Origin of the sequence: Streptomyces cinnabarinus, from assembly GCF_027270315.1 — a bacterium.
Lineage (GTDB): Bacteria > Actinomycetota > Actinomycetes > Streptomycetales > Streptomycetaceae > Streptomyces > Streptomyces cinnabarinus.
Genome location: NZ_CP114413.1, coordinates 4,135,934 through 4,155,390 on the forward strand (window position 1 = coordinate 4,135,934; position 19,457 = coordinate 4,155,390).

A 19,457-nucleotide genomic window follows, 5' to 3' on the forward strand; every position below is an offset into this window, starting at 1 on the left:
CAGAACCTCGAACGCAACGTAGCTTTTCTTTCATCGGAAACAGCGCGACAACGCAACCGCAGGAGTCCACCATGCAGAAGTTCGACACCCCCTCCGCCATCTCCACCGTCCTGAACATCCCCGCCGGCCGTATCCAGCTCATCGCCGCCGACCGCACCGACACCACCGTCGAGATCCGCCCCGCCGACCCGTCCAAGAACCGCGACGTGAAGGCGGCCGAGCAGGTCGAGGTCGGCTACAGCGAGGGCGTGCTGCGGATCGAGATCCCGGAGAGCAAGAACCGCCTCCTCGGCCCGAGCGGGTCCGTCGAGATCACCGTCCAGCTGCCCACCGGCTCCGCCGTCCAGGCCACCACCGCCGCCGCCGAACTGCGCGGCGTCGGACGCCTCGGTGACGTCAGCTACGACAGCGCCCAGGGCCCGGTCAAGCTCGACGAGGCCGCCACCGCCCAACTCACCCTCGCCGACGGCGACATCACCATCGGCCGCCTCAACGGCCCCGCCGAACTCCGCACCCAGCGCGGCAACCTCCATATCGCCGAGGCCGCCACCGGCAACGTCAACCTCCGCACCGAGCAGGGCGACATCACCGTCGGCGCCGCGCGAGGCGTCTCCGCCGCGCTCGACGCCGGGACCGGATACGGCCGTATCAGCAACTCGCTGAAGAACAACGGCGAAACCGGTCTCACCTTCCGCGCCACCACCAGCTACGGCGACATCACCGCCACCAGCCTCTGAACGACGCCCCCACCCACCACCTGGAAGGACGCCGCCATGAAGTCGCCGCTCTCATCTTCGACACGTAAGACGAAGTCCGAGGCGGCGACTCAGGCCGGCCCCGGCCCGGTCGCCTCCTTCGTACGGTTCGTGGCCCTCGGGGGCGGCGTCGGAATCCTCTCCAGCCTCGCCGTGGCGCTGCTGGCCGGGGTGCTGCCATGGGTGGCCGCGAACGCGCTGATCACCATCGCCTCGACCCTCCTCTGCACCGAGCTGCACGCCCGCTTCACCTTCGGCAAGGGCCGCCGCGCGGGATGGCGGGAACACTGGCAGTCGGCGGGTTCGGCCACCGCCGCCTACCTGGCCACCAGCCTCGCCGTCACGATCCTGCACCTGGCCCGGCCAACCGCCGGAATGCTGACGGAACAGATCGTCTACCTCAGCGCCTCCGCCCTCGCCGGAGTCGCCCGCTTCCTGGTCCTACGCCTCTGCGTCTTCGCCACCCGCCCCGCGAAGCAGCAGCCGCGGCGGACCACCCGGACCGCGCCCGTCATGCTCGCCGCCTAGTGGTTCCTGCCTGACCGCCACGGGGCGCGATCAACGTACCGGCCGTTCAACAGTGTTGTCCCTGTCGGGTCCCGAGGTACGGGTTGCCGCCTGACCGCGGTTACGGTTCCCAACCGCAGGACGCACTCCACTGCTGGCACTACTCCACGGGGGACCACGGGATGTCGACGAAGAATCACAGCGCATCGGACGAGAGGCCCGACCGGCGGCGGGTGTTGCGGCTGGCCGGGGGCTCGCTCGCGCTGGCGGCGCTGGGGGTCGGAGCCGTCGGCTGTCGTGAGGAGGACGCGGTCGTCGGCGACGACTCCGAGACGCCGGACGGCCGCACCCCGTCCAAGGGGGCCGCGCCGAAGGACGGGCAGGCACCCGAGCCGCTGTGGACGAAGTCGACCTCGGCGCAGACGTACGGGGACAACGACGAACTCGTGGCCACGGACGGCGTCGTCATAGCGACCGGTGATCCGCTCGCCGGCCTCGACGCGGCGACCGGCAAGGAGCGGTGGTCGCAGGAGGACGGGGCGACACCCGGTGCGCCGCTCCTGCTCGGCAACGGCACGCTGTACCTGGCGAGCGGCATGTACGACGGGACGGTGCGCGGGTACGACCCGGCCACGGGGAAGGAGACCTGGCGCAGTCACCTGGGCAAGGAGTACCGGCAGCCCAAGCCGGTCGCGGTGGACGAGAAGCAGGTGTACGTCATCGCCGAGGTGCTTGAGGACGACTACTCGTCCCACACCAACGTGATCGCCGCGCTCAACAGCAGTACGGGCAAGGTGGCGTGGAAGGAGCAGCGGGACCTCGGCACCCGCGAGAACGGTGTGCACGCCGTCGTGCAGGGCCGCTACCTCGTCTACACCGACTTCAAGAAGAACCTCACGGTGCGCGACACCGCCACTGGCCAGCAGGTGTGGACGCAGAAGACGGACCTGACGAACTGGGGCTTCTTCGCCGTGCACGAGGGTCTGGTGATCATCCCGCAGCGCGAGAAGCTCCAGGCCTTCGACCTCTCCGACGGAACCGAGAAGTGGTCCCTGAAGACGGAGAAGTACACCTCATTCAAGGCACCGGCAGTCCTGGAGGACGTCCTCTACGTCGCGGACAGCGCCACAACACTCTGGGCCGTCGATCCACAGACCGGCAAGGAGATCTGGACGTCCACGTCCCTGGCCGACGCGGACGTCCAGGAGCCCCATCAGTTCGCCAAGGCGGGCGGCACCCTCTACGCGGCCACCGACCTCGACAAACAGGGCGGCGTACACGCCATCGACGCGAAGACCGGCGACCTGCTCTGGACCTTCAACGACAAGTCCGGCGACTACCACTCCTGGCTGGTCGCCACCGACGGCAAGCACGTCTTCGCCCTGCACGGCGAAAAGCTGCACGCCCTGCCCGCCTGATTCACCGCTGGGGGGTCACATCGGGTCGGACGTGACCTGCCAGATGGTGACGAGCTGCGAGCGCGGGGTGACCATGTAGGCGAAGAAGCCCCCGGTCACGAACGCGTGCTTCGCCCCTTCGTCCGCACCCTCGTAGGCAAGCCCGTGGAGATGGAGGGCCTCGGCCGCCCGAACCAGTTCGTCGGCCTTCTTCTCCACTTCGGCGATGAACGCCTGCGGAGCTCCAGCCGCCACGGACTCCTCGTCCGGAACGTACTCCCAGTGCCAGGTCACTCGGCGCGTACCGCCTCCGCAGCGGCGCGGTAGATTCCGCTGGCGGTGGTCAGATACCCACGTGCATCCTCGGGTGTGGTCGACACGTGGGCGAGGTATTCGGCGTGGTGGTACGCCTTGGCCGTCTCCGGGTAGCGCTCGATCTCGACCAACGCGGCCCAGTGATCGAGGTAGGCGTGGACGGGTTTGAGCGAGCCGTGCTCCACGGCCTCCGCCAGCGCCCTGTCCTTGGCCTGGTCGTATGCGGTCAGAAGCCGGGGGGCGACAACAGCACAGGCGGCACGCAAGGCATCTGGAGTGCGCTCCGGACGGGGGATCAAAGGCCGGTCGCCCTCTGGTTCCGTGTGCTGGAGACTCATGTCGCCGTTCCCTTCACAGGCACGCGTCCGACTCTAGCCTCAACCCACCTCACCGCGCTCCGACAACCGTCACGCCTCGGGCGCCACGCCCGGAGCCTTTGCCTTGCCTCGGCCTATCTGGGTGCGGACCGCTCCCATGCTGGCCGCGATGACCAGGGCGATGGCCAGGGCCTCGGTGGTGGAGAGGGCCTGGTCGAGGATGAGGAAGCCTGCTGTTGCCGCGATGGCGGGTTCCAGGGACATGAGGATGGCGAAGGTGGAGGCGGGGAGGCGGCGTAGCGCGAGGAGTTCGAGGGTGTACGGGAGCACCGAGGAGAGGATCGCCACCGCCGCGCCCAGGGCGATCGTCACCGGGTCCAGGAGCTTGCCGCCCGACTCCACCACGCCCAGCGGGAGGAACAGCACCGCCGCCACCGCCATGGCCAGCGCCAGGCCGTCGGCCTGGGGGAAGCGGCGGCCCGTGCGGGCGCTGAAGACTATGTAGGCCGCCCACATGGCTCCGGCAGCCAGGGCAAAGGCCACGCCTGTGGGGTCCAGGCTGCTGAAGCCGCCCCCGCCGAGGAGGAAGACGCCCGCCAGGGCCAGACCGGCCCAGATGAGGTTGACCGCCCGACGGGAGGCAAGGACCGACAGCGCCAGTGGGCCCAGTACCTCCAGCGTCACCGCCGGGCCCAGCGGGATGCGGGCCACCGACTGGTAGAAGAGGCCGTTCATCGCGGCCATGGTGATGCCGAAGACCACGACCGTCCCCCAGTCCGTGCGGGAGTGGCCGCGCAGGCGGGGGCGGCAGACCACGAGCAGGACCGCCGCCGCCACCAGCAGCCGCAGGGTCACCACGCCCAGCGCGCCCGCCCTCGGCATCAGGCTCACCGCGAGGGCTCCGCCGAACTGCACCGAGATCCCGCCGGCGAAGACCAGGCCGACCGGACCGAGCGAGCCCCAGCGGTGCGGCGGCGCGCCGACCGGCACGGATGCAACTGCTGAGGCGGAGACAGCGGTGTCGGGGGTGCTCACTGGCGGTCCTGAGGTTCGTTTTCGTGCATCGCGATGTACTTCCGAGTTCAGGGTAATGGACTCAGTCAGGTGTGTGAACCCGTTTCGGAGCTGTCCCACGGAGTGAGAAGCGGGAGCCCGAGAGCGGTCAGCGCCCGTCCCTAGGCCCTGACGCCCCCAGCGCCTCCAGCGCCTCCCCGTCCGTCGCACGCGCGTGCAGGTAGTAGTCGGCCCACTCCGCGATCTCCGGGTACGCGCACTCCGCCACCAGCCCCCGTACCGCCGCCGGGATGTCGTACGCCGTCACCCTTAGGTCGGTGCCGGGGCCGAGGAGGCACCAGTGGGCGCCCGGGCGGCCGTAGGGCATGCCGACGCTGCCGGGGTTCACGACCAGGCGGCCGTGGGCGAGGCGGGCGTAGGACATGTGGGTGTGGCCGCACACCACTGTGCGGGTGCTGTCGGTGAGGTCGGAGAACACCTCCGCCCAGCGGGCCGGGCGGGAGTCGACCAGGACCGTCTCCTCGTCGTCCCGGGGAGTCGCGTGGCAGAAGAGGACCTCGCCCAGACCACGCACCCTCAGTGTCAGGGTCCTGGGGAGGGCCGCGAGGAAGTCCACCTGGTCCGCGCGCAGCCGTTCCGCCGCGTACGGGCCGATCGGGTCCGGGATCCCGGTCCGCTCGCCCCTGCGGTACTCGACCAGTTCACGGTCGGCGTTCCCCGAGATCCACCGCACCCGGTCGCCCTCGGCCACCAGTCTGTCCAGGACCTCGGCCGGTTGGGGTCCCGCCGCCGTGTCCCCCAGCACCACGATCCGCTCCGCGTCCGCCACCTCCGGTTCCGCCAGCACCGCCTCCAGCGCGGGCAGCACCCCGTGGATGTCGGAGAGGACGGCCACCCGGACCGGTTCAGCCATCTCCTCCATCTCCTCGCAGCTCATCCGCCAACACCTCCGCCGCATGGCGCCCCCGCACCCCCGCCAGCTGCTCCAGCTGGGTCCGGCACGAGAACCCGTCCGCCAGGACCACCGCGTCCTCGCCCGCCGCCCGCACCGCGGGCAGCAACTGCTCCTCCGCGCACGCTTTCGACACCTCGAAGTGCCCTTTCTCGAAGCCGAAGTTACCGGCGAGACCGCAACACCCGCCGCTCGGTTCGCCGGAGAGCAGAGTGGCTTGACGCAGTCGGCGGTCGGCGGCGTCGCCCAGGACCGCGTGCTGGTGGCAGTGGGTCTGGCCGGTGATCGGGCGGTCCACGACCGGTGGATTCCACTCCGGGGCCAGGCGTTCCAGCGTCTCCGCGAAGGTCAGGACCCGAGCCGCCAGAGCAGCCGCGCGAGGGTCGTCGTGCAGCAGCTCCGGAAGGTCCGCGCGCAGGGCAGCCGCGCAACTCGGCTCCAGGACCGTCACATACGCGTCCGTGGCCAGTACCGGCTCCAGAAGGTCCAGCGTCCGGCGCAGGACCGTGCGGGCGCGGTCCAACTGGCCCGTGGAGATGTACGTCAGACCGCAGCACACCCTGCCCCGGCCGGCGAGCAGAAGCGAGGCCGCCGATCGCGTACGGCCGTCCCCCACCGGCCGCCCCCGCAACCGCAGCGTCGGCGGCAGCGTCACCTGCAACCCCGCCGCCTCCAGCACCCGTACCGCCGCCCGGCCGACGGAGGGCGAGAGATGCTCGGTGAAGGTGTCCGGCCACAGCACCACCAGAGGGCCGTCAGCAGCAGGCCGCGCGCCCCGACGCCGCCACCATCGGCTGAACGTCTCCCCCGCCACCCGCGGAATCCCCCGCTCCGCCGCGATCCCGCCCAACCGCTTGCCCAGGGACGCCAATACGCCCACAGAGGCCAGGGAGTTGACCAGCCCCGCCGCCCTCGTCCGCGAGACCCACCGCAGCCACACCGGCAGCCACCCCATCGCATAGTGGGCGGCCGGGCGGCGGCGCCCGGCGTAGTGGTGGTGCAGGAACTCCGCCTTGTACGTGGCCATGTCGACGCCGACCGGGCAGTCCGAGCGGCAGCCCTTGCAGGACAGGCACAGGTCGAGAGCGTCGCGGACCTCCGGGGAGCGCCAGCCGTCGGTCACCACCTCGCCCGCGAGCATCTCGTGCAGCAGGCGCGCGCGCCCGCGCGTGGAGTGCTCCTCCTCGCCCGTCGCGCGGAAGGAGGGGCACATGACGGCGGGGCCGGTCGCAGATGTCGTACGGCATTTGGCTACGCCTACGCAGCGGCGGACGGCCGCGGAGAAGTCGCCGCCGTCCGCGGGGTAACCGAAGGCCACGTCGACCGGTTCCCGGGGGAGGACCGAGAAGCGGAGGTTCGCGTCGAGGGGGGCCGGGCGGACCAGCATGCCCGGGTTCAGCAGGTCGTCCGGGTCCCATACCGCCTTGGCCCGCTCGAACAGGCCCACCAGCTCCGAGCCGTACATCCTCGGGAGCAGCTCCGCCCGCGCCTGTCCGTCCCCGTGTTCTCCGGAGAGCGAGCCGCCGTGGGCCACCACCAGATCCGCCAGCTCCTCGGAGAAGCTGCGGAAGCGGCCGACGCCCGCCGACGTGAGCAGATCGAAGTCGATCCGGACGTGGATGCAGCCGTCCCCGAAGTGGCCGTACGGCGTGCCGCGCAGGCCGTGTGCGGTCAGCAGGGCGCGGAAGTCCCGTAGGTACGGGCCGAGTCGGGCGGGCGGCACCGCGCAGTCCTCCCAGCCGGGCCAGGCCTCGCTGCCGTCCGGCATCCGGGTCGCCGTACCGCTGGCGTCCTCGCGGATCCGCCACAGGGCGCGCTGTCCGGCGGGGTCGGTGACGATCCGGGCGTCCACGACGTCGGCGGCCCGCACGATCTCCTCCGCACGCGCGCGTGCCTCCGCGGCCGACTCCCCGCCCGTCTCCACGAACAGCCAGGCACCGCCCCTGGGCAGTGCCACCGGCGAGGGCACCAGGTCGGCGGCCATGCCCTCCACCGTGAGCGGGCCGTACGGCAGCAGCCCAGCCGCGGCTTCGGCTGCCGCGCCCTCGTCGGCGTACCCCAGCACCGCGAGGGCACGCGCGCGTGGTGCCGCCACCAGGTCCACGACCGCCTCGGTCAGCACCCCGAGCGTGCCCTCGGAGCCGCAGAAGGAGCGGGCCACCTGCACGTCGTTCTCGGGCAGCAGCGCGTCCAGCGCGTATCCGGAGATACGGCGGGGCAGCTCGGGAAATCCGGTCCGCAGCAGCGCGAGGTCCCCCTCCACCAGCGCCCGCAGCCCCTCCGGCGCCCCGGCCCAGCCCCTTCCCAGCCGCAGCCGCTCTCCCCGCGCGGTGACGACGTCCAGCTCGCGCACGCTGTCCGCGGTCGTCCCCCAGGCCACCGAGTGCGAGCCGCAGGAGTTGTTGCCGATCATCCCGCCGAGCGTGCAGCGGCTGTGGGTGGAGGGGTCGGGGCCGAAGCGGAGTCCGTGCGGGGCGGCGGCCTCCTGGAGGCGGTCCAGCACGAGCCCCGGCTGGACGACGGCCGTTCGGGTCTCCGGGTCGAGGGAGAGCAGACGGTTCAGGTGCCGGGTGAAGTCCAGGACGACACCCGTTCCGGTGGCCTGTCCGGCGATGGAGGTACCGCCCCCGCGCGGGACGACCGGCACGCCATGGCTACGGCAGACGTCTAGCACCGCGGCCACGTCATCGGCGTCCCTCGGCGCGACCACGCCGAGCGGGACACGCCGATAGTTGGAGGCGTCCATGGTGGTCAGCGCCCGGGCGGTGACATCGAAACCGACCTCGCCCCGGACGGCCTTGCGCAGATCAGCCTCTAGATCCGTCATACGGACAGCATTCCAAACGTCGCGTCTCAGCCGACGGACTGCATTTCGACCAGGTTTCCCGCACCGGCTAATCTCACCTCCGTGGCTGAGATCCAGATTCCCGCTGACATCAAGCCCGCCGACGGTCGTTTCGGCGCGGGCCCCTCCAAGGTGCGGACGGAAGCGCTGGACGCGCTGGCCGCGACCGGTACGTCTCTGCTCGGTACCTCCCACCGCCAGGCACCGGTGAAGAACCTGGTCGGCCAGGTGCGTGAGGGCATCTCCGAGCTGTTCTCCCTGCCCGAGGGCTACGAGGTCGTCCTCGGCAACGGCGGCTCCACCGCGTTCTGGGACGTCGCGACGCACGGCCTGATCGAGAACAAGTCGCAGCACCTGAACTTCGGTGAGTTCAGCTCGAAGTTCGCCAAGGCCGCCAAGCTCGCTCCCTGGCTCGCCGAGCCGACGGTCATCGCGAGCGACCCGGGCACCCACCCCGAGGCGCGGGCCGAGGCGGGCGTGGACGTCTACGCGTTCACCCACAACGAGACCTCCACCGGTGTCGCGATGCCCATCGAGCGCGTGGCCGGTGCCGACGAGGGCTCCCTGGTCCTGGTCGACGCCACCTCCGGCGCCGGCGGTCTGCCCGTGGACATCGCCGAGACGGACGTCTACTACTTCGCCCCGCAGAAGTCCTTCGCCTCCGAAGGCGGTCTGTGGATCGGCGTCTTCTCCCCGGCCGCCATCGAGCGGGCCGAGCGGGTGCACGCCTCCGGCCGCCATGTCCCGGAGTTCTTCAGCCTGCCGACGGCGATCGACAACTCCCGCAAGAACCAGACGTACAACACCCCGGCCCTCGCCACCCTCTTCCTGCTCAACCAGCAGCTGGAGTGGATCAACGGCCAGGGCGGGCTCGCCTGGTCCACGGCCCGGACGAAGGACTCCTCGACGCGGCTGTACGGCTGGGCGGAGGAGTCGAAGTACGCGACGCCGTTCGTGACCGACGCGGCCAAGCGCTCGCAGGTCATCGGCACGATCGACTTCTCGGACGAGATCGACGCGGCCGCCGTCGCCAAGGCGCTGCGCGCCAACGGCATCGTCGACACCGAGCCCTACCGCAAGCTCGGCCGCAACCAGCTGCGCGTCGCGATGTTCCCGGCGATCGACCCGGCGGACGTCGAGGCGCTGACGAAGTGCGTCGACTACGTGATCGAGAAGCTGTAGGCGGCATCCGTACGGCTTCCGTACGACGATGAAGGGCGCCCACGCGAAGTGGGCGCCCTTTTCCATGCCACCGACTGCCACCGGCTCTCACCGGCTGAGCTTCTGGAACCTCCGTACCGCCAGCGGCAGGAAGATCGCGGTCAGGACGACCGGCCAGACGCCCGCCATCAGCAGGGCGTGGTTCTCGACCCAGGAGTCGCCGCCGCCGACCGGGGTGCCGAACAGGTCGCGGGTGGCCGCGGCGGTGGAGGAGATCGGGTTCCAGGCCGCGACCCAGCCCAGCCAGTCGGGCATCAGCTGCGGCGCGACGAAGATGCTGGAGATCATCGTCAGCGGGAACGCGACCGCGAACAGACCGCCCGCCGCCTCCGGGTTGGGCACGAGAAGGCCGAGCCACACCCCGAGCCAGATCAGCGCGAACCGCAGCCACAGCAGCAGCCCGAACGCGGCCAGGAAACCGAGGCCGCCGTCCGGACGCCAGCCCATGGCGATCGCGGTGAGCATCATGATCGCCAACTCGGCGCAGGCGGCGAGGAGATCGGTCACCCCGCGTCCGGCGACCACCGCGGAGGAGGCCATCGGCATCGAGCGGAACCGGTCGATGACGCCCTTGGTGGAGTCGTAGACGACCAGGGTCGCGGTGTTGATGAAGCCGAAGGCCATGGTCATCACGAACATGCCCGGCATCAGGAAGTCCTTGTAGTCCCCGCCGCCCGGCACCGTCATCGCGCTGCCGAAGACATAGCCGTAGAGCAGGACGGACAGGATGGGGAAGCCCAACTGCCAGGCGATGTTGACCGGTTGGCGCTGGTAGTGGGTGAGGCCGCGGCGGACGATGTTCCAGACATCGGCGAGCGCCCAGTACGCCCGGCTGTGCCCCGCGTCGAATTCCACCGTGCTCATGCCGCCGTCTCCTTCTCGGTGCGGTGTCCGGTCAGGCGCAGGAAGACGTCGTCGAGGCTCGGCCTGCGCAGTCCGATGTCCTCCACCGGGACGCCCTCGTCCTGGAGGGTGCGCGCCACCTCGGTGAGCGCGCCGACCCGGTCGGTGACGGGGGCGTGCACCCGCAACTCGGCCTCGTCCGCCTCGGGTTCACCGTCGGAGACGCGGGCGACGACCTTGACCGCCCGGGCGATGTCGGACCGCTCGGCGACGACGACCTCGACGCGGTCGCCGCCGACGCGGTTCTTCAGCCCGTCCGGGGTGTCGTCGGCGATGGACCGCCCCTGGTCGATGACGGTGATGCGCGAGGCCAGCTTGTCAGCCTCCTCCAGATACTGCGTGGTCAGCAATACGGTGGTGCCGCTCGCCACCAACGCCCGCACCGATTCCCAGACCTCGCCCCGGCTGCGGGGGTCGAGCCCGGTCGTCGGCTCGTCGAGGAAGAGGACGGACGGGGCGAGGATCATCGACGCGGCGAGGTCCAGACGGCGGCGCATACCGCCGCTGTACTTGCCCACGCCCTTCTCGGCGGCGTCGGTGAGGTCGAACTGCTCCAGCAGCTCGGTGGCGCGGGACTTGGCGCGCCGGCCGCCGAGGTGGAACAGCCGGCCGAACATCTCCAGGTTCTGCCGCCCGGTGAGCACCTCGTCCACGGCGGCGTACTGCCCGGTGAGCCCGATCCGGGCCCGGACCTCCCGGGGCTGCCGGGCGACGTCGAGCCCGGCCACGGTGGCGTGTCCGCCGTCCAGCCTCAGCAGTGTGGACAGGATGCGCACGGCGGTGGTCTTGCCCGCGCCGTTCGGGCCGAGCAGTCCGTGCACGGTGCCCTCGCGGACGACCAGGTCGAAGCCGTCGAGGGCGCGCTTGTCGCCGTAGCGCTTCTCCAGGGCCTCGGCCCGTACGGCGTATCCGTCGCTCATGGGTCCCCCTTCTCGGTAACTGAGTACACCGTACCCGATTACGCGTACGACGTACCCAGTTTTTTCCGGAGGACCTAAGCTGAGCACCATGACGAGCGGCAAGGACGGTACGGAGACCAGTGGCAGCGGGGACATCGCCCGCACCATGGAGCTGCTGTGGGACACCGGTCGGCGCCCCAGCCGCGGCCCCAAGCCGACCCTGAGCCTCGACCGGATCGTGGAAGCCGCCGTCCGGGTCGCGGACAGCGAAGGGCTGGAGGCGCTCTCCATGCGCCGGGTCGCCGCCGAGCTGGGCACCGGCACCATGTCGCTGTACCGCTACGTCCCCGGCAAGGGCGAACTACTGGACCTGATGCTGGACCGCGTCCAGCGCCCCTCCGAGAACCCGGGCGACTTCGGCGACGGCACCTGGCGCTCCACCCTGGAGGCGCTGGCCCGCGCGACCCTCGCGCTCTACCGCGGCCACCCCTGGCTGCTGCACGTCAACCAGTCCCGCCCGCTCCTCGGCCCGAGCGCCCTGGACGGCATGGAGAAGATCCTCGCCCGGATCAAGCCGATGGGCCTGAGCGACCCGGAGACGGTCTCGGCCGTCATCATGATCGACGGCTACGTCGTGGGCGCCGCCCGCACCCAGCTGTACCAGCAGGAGGCGGAGCGCCGGACGGGCCTGACCGACACGGAGTTCTGGCAGGCGCAGACGCCCATGCTGGAGAAGGTCATGACGCCCGAACGCTTCCCGCTGCTGTCCGCCCTGCACGAGGACACGTGGGGTCCGGGCTTCGACCACTTCGAGTTCGGCCTGCAACGGATCCTGGACGGGCTGGAGGTGCTGGTCGCACAGCGCCGCGCGCAGGAGGACTAGCGGCTACGACGTCGTAGGCGGCTGACGCCGAAGAGGGCGGCCAGGACGGCGGCGACCGCGAGAGCCCCGGTCCTGACATTCCCGTCGCCCCCGCCCGATCCGCCGTCACCGGCGGCGGAACTCCCCTCCCCCGAGGACGAGTCCGAGCCCGAGGACCCGCCGCTGTCGGGCGCGTCCTCGGGCTCCACCGAACTCTCCGCCCCCTCGGCGCCGTACATGAGCCTGCCGCCGTCGGCGGTATAGGTGACGGACTCGCCCTGCCCCAGGAACGGCACGCTCAGCCGGCCGGTCTTCTTGATGTCGCCGCTGTTCCAGTCGTAGGCGAAGGCGCCGAAGTAGCTGCGGACGACGAGCTTGCGGCCGTCCGGGGAGAGGGTGGCGTCGGTGGCCTGGAGGTTGTCGATGCGGGCGACGGGCTTGAAGACATTCGTACCCGAGGCGGAGAGCTCGGCGGGCCCCTCGAAGAGCTGCCCGCCCTCCTCCTTCTTGTCGGCGATGTAGACGCGCCCGGTCTTGGGATGCACGACGAGCGACTCGGCGTCCCGCGCCCCGCCCTGGTACTGCACGACGTACTGGGTGGCCCGGACCGTCCGGTCCCGCAGCTCCTTGGGCTCGGGAAGCCGGTAGATCCAGACGTGCGGCCAGGTGCCGCCGAGGTTGTCGCCGATGTCGCCGACCCAGAGCTCGTTGTCCGGACCGACGGAGATGGCCTCGACGTCGCGCGGGGTGCCGACGCCGGTCAGGGTGACGGTGGCGACGGTCTCGCCGGTGGCGCTGTCGACGGCGTAGAGATAGGCGCCGTCGTCGCTGTCGTTGTGGGTCCAGTAGATGCCCGGGTGCTGCCGGGAGGCGGCGAGTCCGCTGGACTCGGTGATGCGCGGGTCCTTGATGGTGAAGCCGTCGTCGCCGTCGGCGGCGGAGGCGGGCACGGCGAAAGCGCCCACGAGAAGGGCGGCGGCGAGTACGGCGAAGGGTCGGCGCATGCCGTCAAGCCTGCCATCCCGCCCGGAGTTCGGCGGGGCGTGTCCGGCCTCACACCGCACCGGCTCCCGCCCGCCCCACCGATCGTCCATCATGAGCGGATGCTCAGGTTCATGCCCGTCGGTGACTCCCAGACGATCGGAAGCGCGGGCGAACACACCTGGCGCTACCGGCTGTGGCAGCACCTGCGCGATACGTACGGCGGCCCCTTCACGCTGGTCGGCCCGCGCGAGGAGCTGTACGACAAGGCGACGGACACGGCGACGTCGTACGAGTACGCCGACCCCGACTTCCCCCGCGCCCACCTGGCCGGCTGGGGCGAGGGCTGGCTCCACATGGCACCCCTGATCGGCGAGGCGACCCGTTCCTGCCGCGCGGATGTCCTCCTGGTCGCCCTGGGTCTGATCGACCTCGGCTTCTACACCAACGCCGAGCAGACGGCGGAGAACGTACGCCTCTTCATAGCGAACGCCCGCGAGGCCAACCCGCGCGTCCGCATGGCGGTACTGCCGGTCATCCCGAACATCCGCGCCGTGGACGAGCCGGACTTCGGCGAGCAGGTGACCCTCTTCAACGAACTCCTGGCGAAGGCGGTGGCGGACCTGGACGAACCCCGCTCACCGCTGCTGCTGACCTCACCGCCTTCGTCGTACGACATCAACCTCGACACCTACGACGGCACCCACCCCAACGCGAGCGGTGAACACCGGATCGCCGGGGCGTTCGCGGGGGCGATGTGGGAGGCGTGGGGGATCGGACAGACGTACGTGGCCGGAACAGGTTGACCGATTCCGGGCGTCTCTTGGTCACCGTGCGTATCGTTGTACTGCGCGGCTGCACCTTTCCGTGGGGCAGCCGGGGAGGAGCGCCACGATGACCGTCGTACAAGACAGGATCGAGATGGCCGAGGAAGACGGCGAGCTGACTCTGGACGAGTTGTTCGAGTCGCTTGAGCGGACCACCCCCGAGGGATACAAGGTCGAGATCGTCGAGGGGGCCATCTTCATGTCGCCACAGCGGGACACCCACTGGGAAATCATCCTGGACATCGTCGAGCAACTGCGCACCAAGTACCCGCGCAAGCGCGTGAAGTCGGACGTCCGGGTCGACTACCCGGGCCATCTCAACGGCTTCGCCTCCGACGTGACGCTCGTCAAGGAGGCCGCCGAGAAGGGCCCCAAGGGCTTGTGGAACTGCGAGGACGTCGAGTTCGTGGCCGAGGTCATCTCGAAAGGGACGGCGCACAACGACTACGGCCCCAAGAAGACCGCCTACGCCCTCGCCGACGTCCTCGTCTACCTCATCGCCGATCCCTACCAGGGCAAGTGCCATCTCTACACTCAGCCCAAGGACGGCGAATACCTCACCGAAACTTCCGTCACCTTCGGCTCGGACGTAGACATGTCCACCACACCCCTCGGCCTCACCCTGAAGACCGATGAGTTCCCCCGCGGCTGACTGACAGAATCCGCAGCATGGCGATCATCCATCACACGACTCTCAAGCCCTCCAAGGTCGAGCTGCTCACCGAGTGGCTGCCCACCCGCCCCTGGTATGTCGGGGACGGCACACCGGAGTTGACGAAGGCCGGTGGCTTCCGGCTGGACGATCCGGCGGGTGAGGTCGGGATCGAGTTCATGGTGGCGGTCGATGGGGACGGGGTCGCCTATCTCGTCCCCCTCACCTACCGTGGCGCCCCGCTGGAAGGCGCCGAGGACGCGCTCATCGGGACCATGGAGCACGGGGTGCTGGGGCAGCGATGGGCCTACGACGGCATCCATGACCCGGTGCTGGTCGCCGAGTTGTTCGCCCTGGTCGACGGCCGCGCCCAGGCGCAGGCGCAGAGCGTCGACAACACCCCGGACCATGAGATCGCCCGCTCCTACGCGGGTACCGGCGAACTCCGGGCGCACGGAGGGGCCGTGGACGACGAGAGCGGCACCGAACTGACCACCGCCGACGGTTCCGTGCTGCGTCTGAACCGGCGGCTCGGCGGGTCCGACCTTCCGCCCTCCGACGCACTCGGGCATGTCTCCGGGCACTGGACCGCGACGGACGGCACCCGCGCACGGGCCGTGTTCGCCGTTCTGCGGCCCGGGTCCGAATGAAGCGACGGAAGAATCGTTGCTGCGGCTGTCTCGAAGGGTGTCTCGACACCCATCTGTGGTGGTCCACCGTCACCGCGCCCTGCCGTGAAGTCGCCGCGCTGACAGCGCTGTTGATGCCGCTGACCCTGTTCACGGACCGCCACCCCGACCCCAGCGCCCCCGCACCCCGGGGTCGTGCGGCCCGGTTCCTCTACTCCGCGGTCGTCCGCTACCGCCGCGAGATCAGCCCCACCACCCCGCCCCGCTGCCCCTACACACCGACCTGTTCCACGTACGCGGTCCAGGCGCTGCACCGCTACGGCGCCCTGCGCGGCGGCCGGCTCAGCGTCGTGCGGCTGCTGCGGTGCACCCCCGGGCAGGCCAGGCGGCGTGGCGGCCGGTATCCGCTTGCCTAGAGTCCACTCCACGCCGTTGGCTGGTGGACCATGAAGTACACGCAGCTCGGACGCACGGGACTCAAGGTCAGCCGGCTCGTCCTCGGCACCATGAACTTCGGACCGCAGACCGATGAAGCGGACAGCCACGCCATCATGGACGCGGCGCTGGACGCGGGGATCAACTTCTTCGACACCGCCAATGTGTACGGCTGGGGCGAGAACAAGGGCCGCACCGAGTCGATCATCGGCAGCTGGTTCGCCAAGGGCGGCGACCGCCGCGACAAGGTCGTCCTCGCCACCAAGGTGTACGGCAACATGGGCGCCGACGGCCCGGCCTGGCCCAACCACGACAAGCTCTCGGCGCTGAACATCCGCCGGGCCGTGGACGCCTCGCTGAAGCGGCTGGGCACGGACCGCATCGACGTCTACCAGTTCCACCACATCGACCGGGACACCCCGTTCGAGGAGATCTGGCAGGCCATCGACGTCCTGGTGCAGCAGGGCAAGATCCTCTACGCCGGGTCCTCGAACTTCCCCGGCTACAAGATCGCCCAGGCCAACGAGACGGCCGCCCGCCGCGGCTCGTACGGGCTGGTCAGCGAGCAGTGCCTGTACAACCTGTACGAGCGGCGCGCCGAGATGGAGGTCATCCCGGCCGCGCAGGACTACGGGCTCGGGGTGATCCCCTGGTCGCCGCTGCACGGCGGCTTGCTGGGCGGGGTGCTCAAGAAGGAGGCGGAGGGCGGCCGACGCGCCTCTGGCCGAGCCGCCGACACCCTCGCGGACCCGGCGGCCCGCGCCCGGCTCCAGTCCTACGAGGACCTGCTGGACAAGCACGGCGTGGAGCCCGGCGAGGCAGCCCTGGCCTGGCTCCTCACCCGCCCCGGCGTCACGGGCCCGATCGTCGGCCCGCGTACGGCGGACCAGCTCGCCTCGGCACTGCGGGCAGCGGAGCTCGAACTGGGCGAGGAACTGCTGACGGGCCTGGACGAGATCTTCCCTGGTCCGGGGCCGTCTCCGGAGGCCTTCGCCTGGTAACGCAGGTGAGGGAGACTCCCTGAGGGGCGCGGGGAACTGCGCGACCAGCCCCCACCGGCCCGCGGCCGGAAGCCGACCGCAGTTCCCCACCAAGCACCTACCTGCCGAGCGCCGCCGCAACAGCCACGACGACGAACATCAGCACAAGCGCACCGGCCATGATCCGGTTCCGGGTTTTCGGGTCCACACCACGAGCCTAACCGGCCGCCCCGAGCGGCCAACGGGCGACCGCCTCGTACCGCGGCTCCTCCCCCCGCACCCCGGAGCGCGGCAGATGGCTCCGCACGAGCACCAGCTCCCCGACGGTCCAGCCATCGCTGCGGAAAGCGCCCAGCGCCTCGACACACGGCCTCACGTCCACCGCGTTCCGGCTCCGCGCCACCGTCAGATGCGCCTTGTACCGCCGATGCTCCCCCATCGCCACCCCCGCCTTACGCCCCGCGGCCTCCGCCCGGTCGGCCAGCAGCCGCAGCACGTCCGGCTCCCCCTCGGCCCCCACCCACAACGCCCGCCCGTGCCCGAACTGCCCGCCCCCGTGAAGGGCCAGCGGGAAGGCCGCGGTGCGATGTGCGGCCCGTGCCAGCCGGTCCGACAGCCCTTCTACGAGCCCGTCGTCGACCTCCCCGTAGAAGGCGAGGGTGAAGTGCCACCCGGGGCGGCCGGTCCAGCGCAGCGCATCCGCGCCGGGCAGCCGCTTCAGCCGGTCCACCTCGGCTGCGAGTTCACGGGAAACATCCTCCGGCAGGAGCAGCGCGGCGAAGAGTCTCATACCCCCAGTCTCACCGCCGCGCTCCTACGCCACCGTCGCGAGCTCTTCCCGCTCCCTCGGCACGAAGCGCACCACCGGATGCCCGTGGTTCCAGCCCACCGTCAGGCGGAGGTTGCCGACCCGGGCCAGGACCAGGCCGATCACGACCGCCGCCAGAGCGGCGATCGCGCCGCCCGCCGCCAGGCCCGCCCGGACGCCGTACGCGTCGGTGATCCAGCCCGCGATGGGCGCCCCCAAGGGGGCGCCGCCCATGAAGACCATCATGTACAGGGACATCACCCGGCCCCGCATCGCCGGGTCCGTGCTGAGTTGGACGCTGCTGTTGGCGGTGACGTTGACCGTCATGCCGAACATGCCGATCGGGGCCATGAGCAGGGCGAACAGCCACAGGGATGGGGCCAGGGCCGCCACTATCTCCAGGGTGCCGAAGGCCACCGCACCCGCTACCAGGACCCGCAATCGCGCTGTGCCGCGGCGGGCGGCGAGCAGGGCGCCGGACAGGGAGCCCACGGCCATCAGGGTGTTGAAGAGGCTGTAGGAGCCCGCGCCCGCGTGGAAGACGTCGTCGGCGAAGGCCGAGAGGTAGACGGGGAAGTTGAAGCCGAAGGTGCTGACGAACCCGACCAGGACGATGGTCCAGATCAGCTCCGGGCGCCCGGCGACGTACTGAAGCCCCTCCCGCAGCTGGCCCTTGCCGCGGGGTGCGCGCTCGACGACGTGCAGGTCGCGGGCGCGCATGAGCAGCAGGCCGGCGATGGGCGCGACGAAGGACAGGCCGTTGAAGAGGAAGGCCCAGCCGGTGCCCACCCCCGTGATCATCAGGCCGGCCACCGCGGGGCCGACCAGCCGCGCGGACTGGAAGTTCGCCGAGTTCAGGCTGACCGCGTTCTGGAGCTGGTCGCTGCCGACCATCTCGGTGACGAAGGTCTGCCGGGCCGGGTTGTCGATGACCGTCGCCAGGCCCACGGCGAAGGCGGCGACGTAGACGTGCCAGACCTCGACATGGCCGGTGAGGGTGAGGAAGGCCAGCGCCAGGCCCGTGAGCGCCATCGCCGTCTGCGTGACCAGCAGCGTGGGGCGCTTGGGCAGGCGGTCGACCAGGACACCGCCGTAGAGGCCGAAGAGCAGCATCGGGAGGAACTGGAGGGCCGTCGTGATGCCGACGGCCGTCGCGGAGCCGGTGAGGCTGAGCACCAGCCAGTCCTGGGCGATGCGCTGCATCCAGGTGCCGGTGTTGGAGACGACCTGCCCGATGAAGAACAGGCGGTAGTTGCGGACGCTCAGCGAGCTGAACATCGAGGACTTGCGGGGGGTGTCGAGGGCGGTCGGTGCGGGGGCGGAAGCTGCTCCGGATCCCGTACTCAAAGGGGGTCGCCTCCTTCGTGGGCCTTGCTTACAGGTGCGCGAGCTTCTCCAGTACGGGGGCGGCGGCGCGGAGTTTCGCCCACTCGTCCTCGTCCAGGCCGTCGACCAGGGCGGCCAGGAAGGCGTTGCGCTTGGCGCGGCTCTCGGCGAGCATCGCCTCGGCCTGTTCCGTCTTCGTGACGACCTTCTGGCGCCGGTCCTCGGCGTGCGGCTCCAGCCGGACCAGCCCCTTGGCCTCCAGCAAGGCGACGATGCGGGTCATCGACGGCGGCTGGACATGCTCCTTGCGGGCGAGTTCGCCCGGGGTGGCCTGGCCGCAGTTGGACAGGGTGCCGAGCACCGACATCTCAGTGGGGCTCAGCGACTCGTCGACCCGCTGGTGCTTGAGCCGGCGGGACAGCCGCATGACAGCGGATCGCAGGGAGTTCACGGCGGCAGCGTCGTCGCCATGGGTAAGGTCCGACATGTTCTTTAGGTTAACTCATTACCCTGACTAAAGACCACTCGGGGTACGCCAGAATGCCCGTGACCCTGGCCACTGAATCCTGGCATCACCCATACGAGTGAGCCGATTCCGGAAAGTGACCCGCGGCCCGGCCGCGTGAGGTGACCCTCGTTCCATGGGGACCAGCGTGCTCAGCCTGCGGATGGACGGGGAGCTGCTCGAACGGCTCCGGCACCATGCGGCCAAAAGAGGAATGAGCGTCCAGGACTATGTGGTCCGGACGCTCATTCGGGACGACTTCGACGAGCGGTTCCAGACCGCCGTCGAGGAGACGGAGAAGTTCTACGGCGTCACCTGACGCCCGCG

At 70.5% G+C, this 19,457-nt stretch carries 22 protein-coding genes; 11 read left to right on the forward strand and 11 right to left on the reverse strand.

Features of this window, described 5'->3' with window-relative positions:
* The first annotated feature begins 71 nt into the window (after positions 1-71).
* From STRCI_RS18520 to STRCI_RS18530, 3 genes are all read left to right on the forward strand, one after another.
* Positions 72-737, forward strand: a complete 666-nt coding sequence (locus STRCI_RS18520) for a DUF4097 family beta strand repeat-containing protein (RefSeq protein WP_269660073.1) — start codon at positions 72-74, stop codon at positions 735-737.
* A gap of 36 nt (positions 738-773) precedes the next feature.
* Complete coding sequence (locus STRCI_RS18525; protein WP_269660074.1) at positions 774-1,283, forward strand: GtrA domain-containing protein; 510 nt, start codon at positions 774-776, stop codon at positions 1,281-1,283.
* A gap of 161 nt (positions 1,284-1,444) precedes the next feature.
* Entirely contained in the window at positions 1,445-2,680 is a 1,236-nt protein-coding gene (locus tag STRCI_RS18530; protein ID WP_269660075.1) for an outer membrane protein assembly factor BamB family protein, read from the forward strand.
* 15 nt (positions 2,681-2,695) lie between these two features.
* On the opposite strand, the gene STRCI_RS18535 is transcribed toward STRCI_RS18530, so the two are convergent.
* The 5 genes from STRCI_RS18535 to STRCI_RS18555 form a co-directional block, all read right to left on the reverse strand.
* Positions 2,696-2,914 carry a hypothetical protein gene (locus STRCI_RS18535; RefSeq protein WP_269660076.1) on the reverse strand — a complete coding sequence of 73 codons (219 nt, stop codon included), beginning with the start codon at positions 2,912-2,914 and terminating at the stop codon, positions 2,696-2,698.
* A gap of 35 nt (positions 2,915-2,949) precedes the next feature.
* Positions 2,950-3,312: a DUF6247 family protein gene (locus tag STRCI_RS18540; RefSeq protein ID WP_269660077.1), complete on the reverse strand. Its 363-nt coding sequence runs from the start codon at positions 3,310-3,312 to the stop codon at positions 2,950-2,952.
* A 69-nt stretch (positions 3,313-3,381) separates the two neighbouring features.
* A complete protein-coding gene (locus STRCI_RS18545) occupies positions 3,382-4,326 on the reverse strand; it encodes an EamA family transporter (protein ID WP_418953353.1) in 945 nt (314 codons plus the stop codon).
* A gap of 127 nt (positions 4,327-4,453) precedes the next feature.
* The gene (locus STRCI_RS18550; RefSeq protein ID WP_418953467.1) at positions 4,454-5,227 is read right to left on the reverse strand and encodes a metallophosphoesterase family protein; all 774 of its coding nucleotides are present in this window, start codon (positions 5,225-5,227) and stop codon (positions 4,454-4,456) included.
* The gene (locus STRCI_RS18555) at positions 5,211-8,084 is read right to left on the reverse strand and encodes an FAD-binding and (Fe-S)-binding domain-containing protein (RefSeq protein WP_269660079.1); all 2,874 of its coding nucleotides are present in this window, start codon (positions 8,082-8,084) and stop codon (positions 5,211-5,213) included. The genes STRCI_RS18550 and STRCI_RS18555 overlap by 17 nt, the downstream gene beginning before the upstream one ends.
* An 81-nt stretch (positions 8,085-8,165) precedes the next feature.
* Here STRCI_RS18555 and serC point away from each other — a divergent pair, with 81 nt between their 5' ends.
* Positions 8,166-9,284 carry a phosphoserine transaminase gene (serC, locus tag STRCI_RS18560; RefSeq protein ID WP_269660080.1) on the forward strand — a complete coding sequence of 373 codons (1,119 nt, stop codon included), beginning with the start codon at positions 8,166-8,168 and terminating at the stop codon, positions 9,282-9,284.
* 87 nt (positions 9,285-9,371) lie between these two features.
* Here serC and STRCI_RS18565 read toward each other — a convergent pair whose 3' ends face one another.
* Together STRCI_RS18565 and STRCI_RS18570 are read right to left on the reverse strand one after the other, a co-directional pair.
* Positions 9,372-10,187 (reverse strand): ABC transporter permease, encoded by an 816-nt coding sequence (locus STRCI_RS18565; protein ID WP_269660081.1) that lies wholly within the window; start codon positions 10,185-10,187, stop codon positions 9,372-9,374.
* Complete coding sequence (locus tag STRCI_RS18570; RefSeq protein WP_269660082.1) at positions 10,184-11,146, reverse strand: ATP-binding cassette domain-containing protein; 963 nt, start codon at positions 11,144-11,146, stop codon at positions 10,184-10,186. The genes STRCI_RS18565 and STRCI_RS18570 overlap by 4 nt, the downstream gene beginning before the upstream one ends.
* A gap of 88 nt (positions 11,147-11,234) precedes the next feature.
* Between STRCI_RS18570 and STRCI_RS18575 the strand changes: the two genes are divergently transcribed.
* Entirely contained in the window at positions 11,235-12,008 is a 774-nt protein-coding gene (locus tag STRCI_RS18575; RefSeq protein ID WP_269660083.1) for a TetR/AcrR family transcriptional regulator, read from the forward strand.
* Here the strand turns inward: STRCI_RS18575 and STRCI_RS18580 are convergent.
* Positions 12,005-12,991, reverse strand: coding sequence for a WD40 repeat domain-containing protein (locus STRCI_RS18580; protein WP_269660084.1), 987 nt, complete (start codon positions 12,989-12,991; stop codon positions 12,005-12,007). The genes STRCI_RS18575 and STRCI_RS18580 overlap by 4 nt on opposite strands.
* Before the next feature lie 99 nt (positions 12,992-13,090).
* On the opposite strand from STRCI_RS18580, the gene STRCI_RS18585 reads away from it, so the two are divergent.
* From STRCI_RS18585 to STRCI_RS18605, 5 genes are all read left to right on the forward strand, one after another.
* Positions 13,091-13,774, forward strand: coding sequence for a GDSL-type esterase/lipase family protein (locus STRCI_RS18585; RefSeq protein WP_269660085.1), 684 nt, complete (start codon positions 13,091-13,093; stop codon positions 13,772-13,774).
* A gap of 88 nt (positions 13,775-13,862) precedes the next feature.
* Positions 13,863-14,447: a Uma2 family endonuclease gene (locus tag STRCI_RS18590; protein ID WP_269660086.1), complete on the forward strand. Its 585-nt coding sequence runs from the start codon at positions 13,863-13,865 to the stop codon at positions 14,445-14,447.
* 17 nt (positions 14,448-14,464) lie between these two features.
* A complete protein-coding gene (locus tag STRCI_RS18595) occupies positions 14,465-15,097 on the forward strand; it encodes a maltokinase N-terminal cap-like domain-containing protein (RefSeq protein ID WP_269660087.1) in 633 nt (210 codons plus the stop codon).
* The gene (yidD, locus tag STRCI_RS18600; protein WP_269660088.1) at positions 15,094-15,492 is read left to right on the forward strand and encodes a membrane protein insertion efficiency factor YidD; all 399 of its coding nucleotides are present in this window, start codon (positions 15,094-15,096) and stop codon (positions 15,490-15,492) included. Before STRCI_RS18595 ends, yidD begins: the two co-directional genes overlap by 4 nt.
* A gap of 30 nt (positions 15,493-15,522) precedes the next feature.
* Positions 15,523-16,512 (forward strand): aldo/keto reductase, encoded by a 990-nt coding sequence (locus STRCI_RS18605; protein WP_269660089.1) that lies wholly within the window; start codon positions 15,523-15,525, stop codon positions 16,510-16,512.
* A 196-nt stretch (positions 16,513-16,708) separates the two neighbouring features.
* Here STRCI_RS18605 and thpR read toward each other — a convergent pair whose 3' ends face one another.
* The 3 genes from thpR to STRCI_RS18620 are packed head-to-tail and all read right to left on the reverse strand — an operon-like array spanning position 16,709 to position 19,112.
* Positions 16,709-17,281, reverse strand: coding sequence for an RNA 2',3'-cyclic phosphodiesterase (gene thpR, locus STRCI_RS18610; RefSeq protein WP_269660090.1), 573 nt, complete (start codon positions 17,279-17,281; stop codon positions 16,709-16,711).
* Between the two features lie 24 nt (positions 17,282-17,305).
* Positions 17,306-18,646: an MFS transporter gene (locus STRCI_RS18615; protein WP_269660091.1), complete on the reverse strand. Its 1,341-nt coding sequence runs from the start codon at positions 18,644-18,646 to the stop codon at positions 17,306-17,308.
* A gap of 28 nt (positions 18,647-18,674) precedes the next feature.
* Entirely contained in the window at positions 18,675-19,112 is a 438-nt protein-coding gene (locus tag STRCI_RS18620) for a MarR family winged helix-turn-helix transcriptional regulator (RefSeq protein ID WP_269660092.1), read from the reverse strand.
* A 154-nt stretch (positions 19,113-19,266) separates the two neighbouring features.
* Between STRCI_RS18620 and STRCI_RS18625 the strand changes: the two genes are divergently transcribed.
* A complete protein-coding gene (locus STRCI_RS18625; RefSeq protein WP_269660093.1) occupies positions 19,267-19,449 on the forward strand; it encodes a ribbon-helix-helix protein, CopG family in 183 nt (60 codons plus the stop codon).
* The last annotated feature ends 8 nt before the right edge of the window (positions 19,450-19,457 follow it).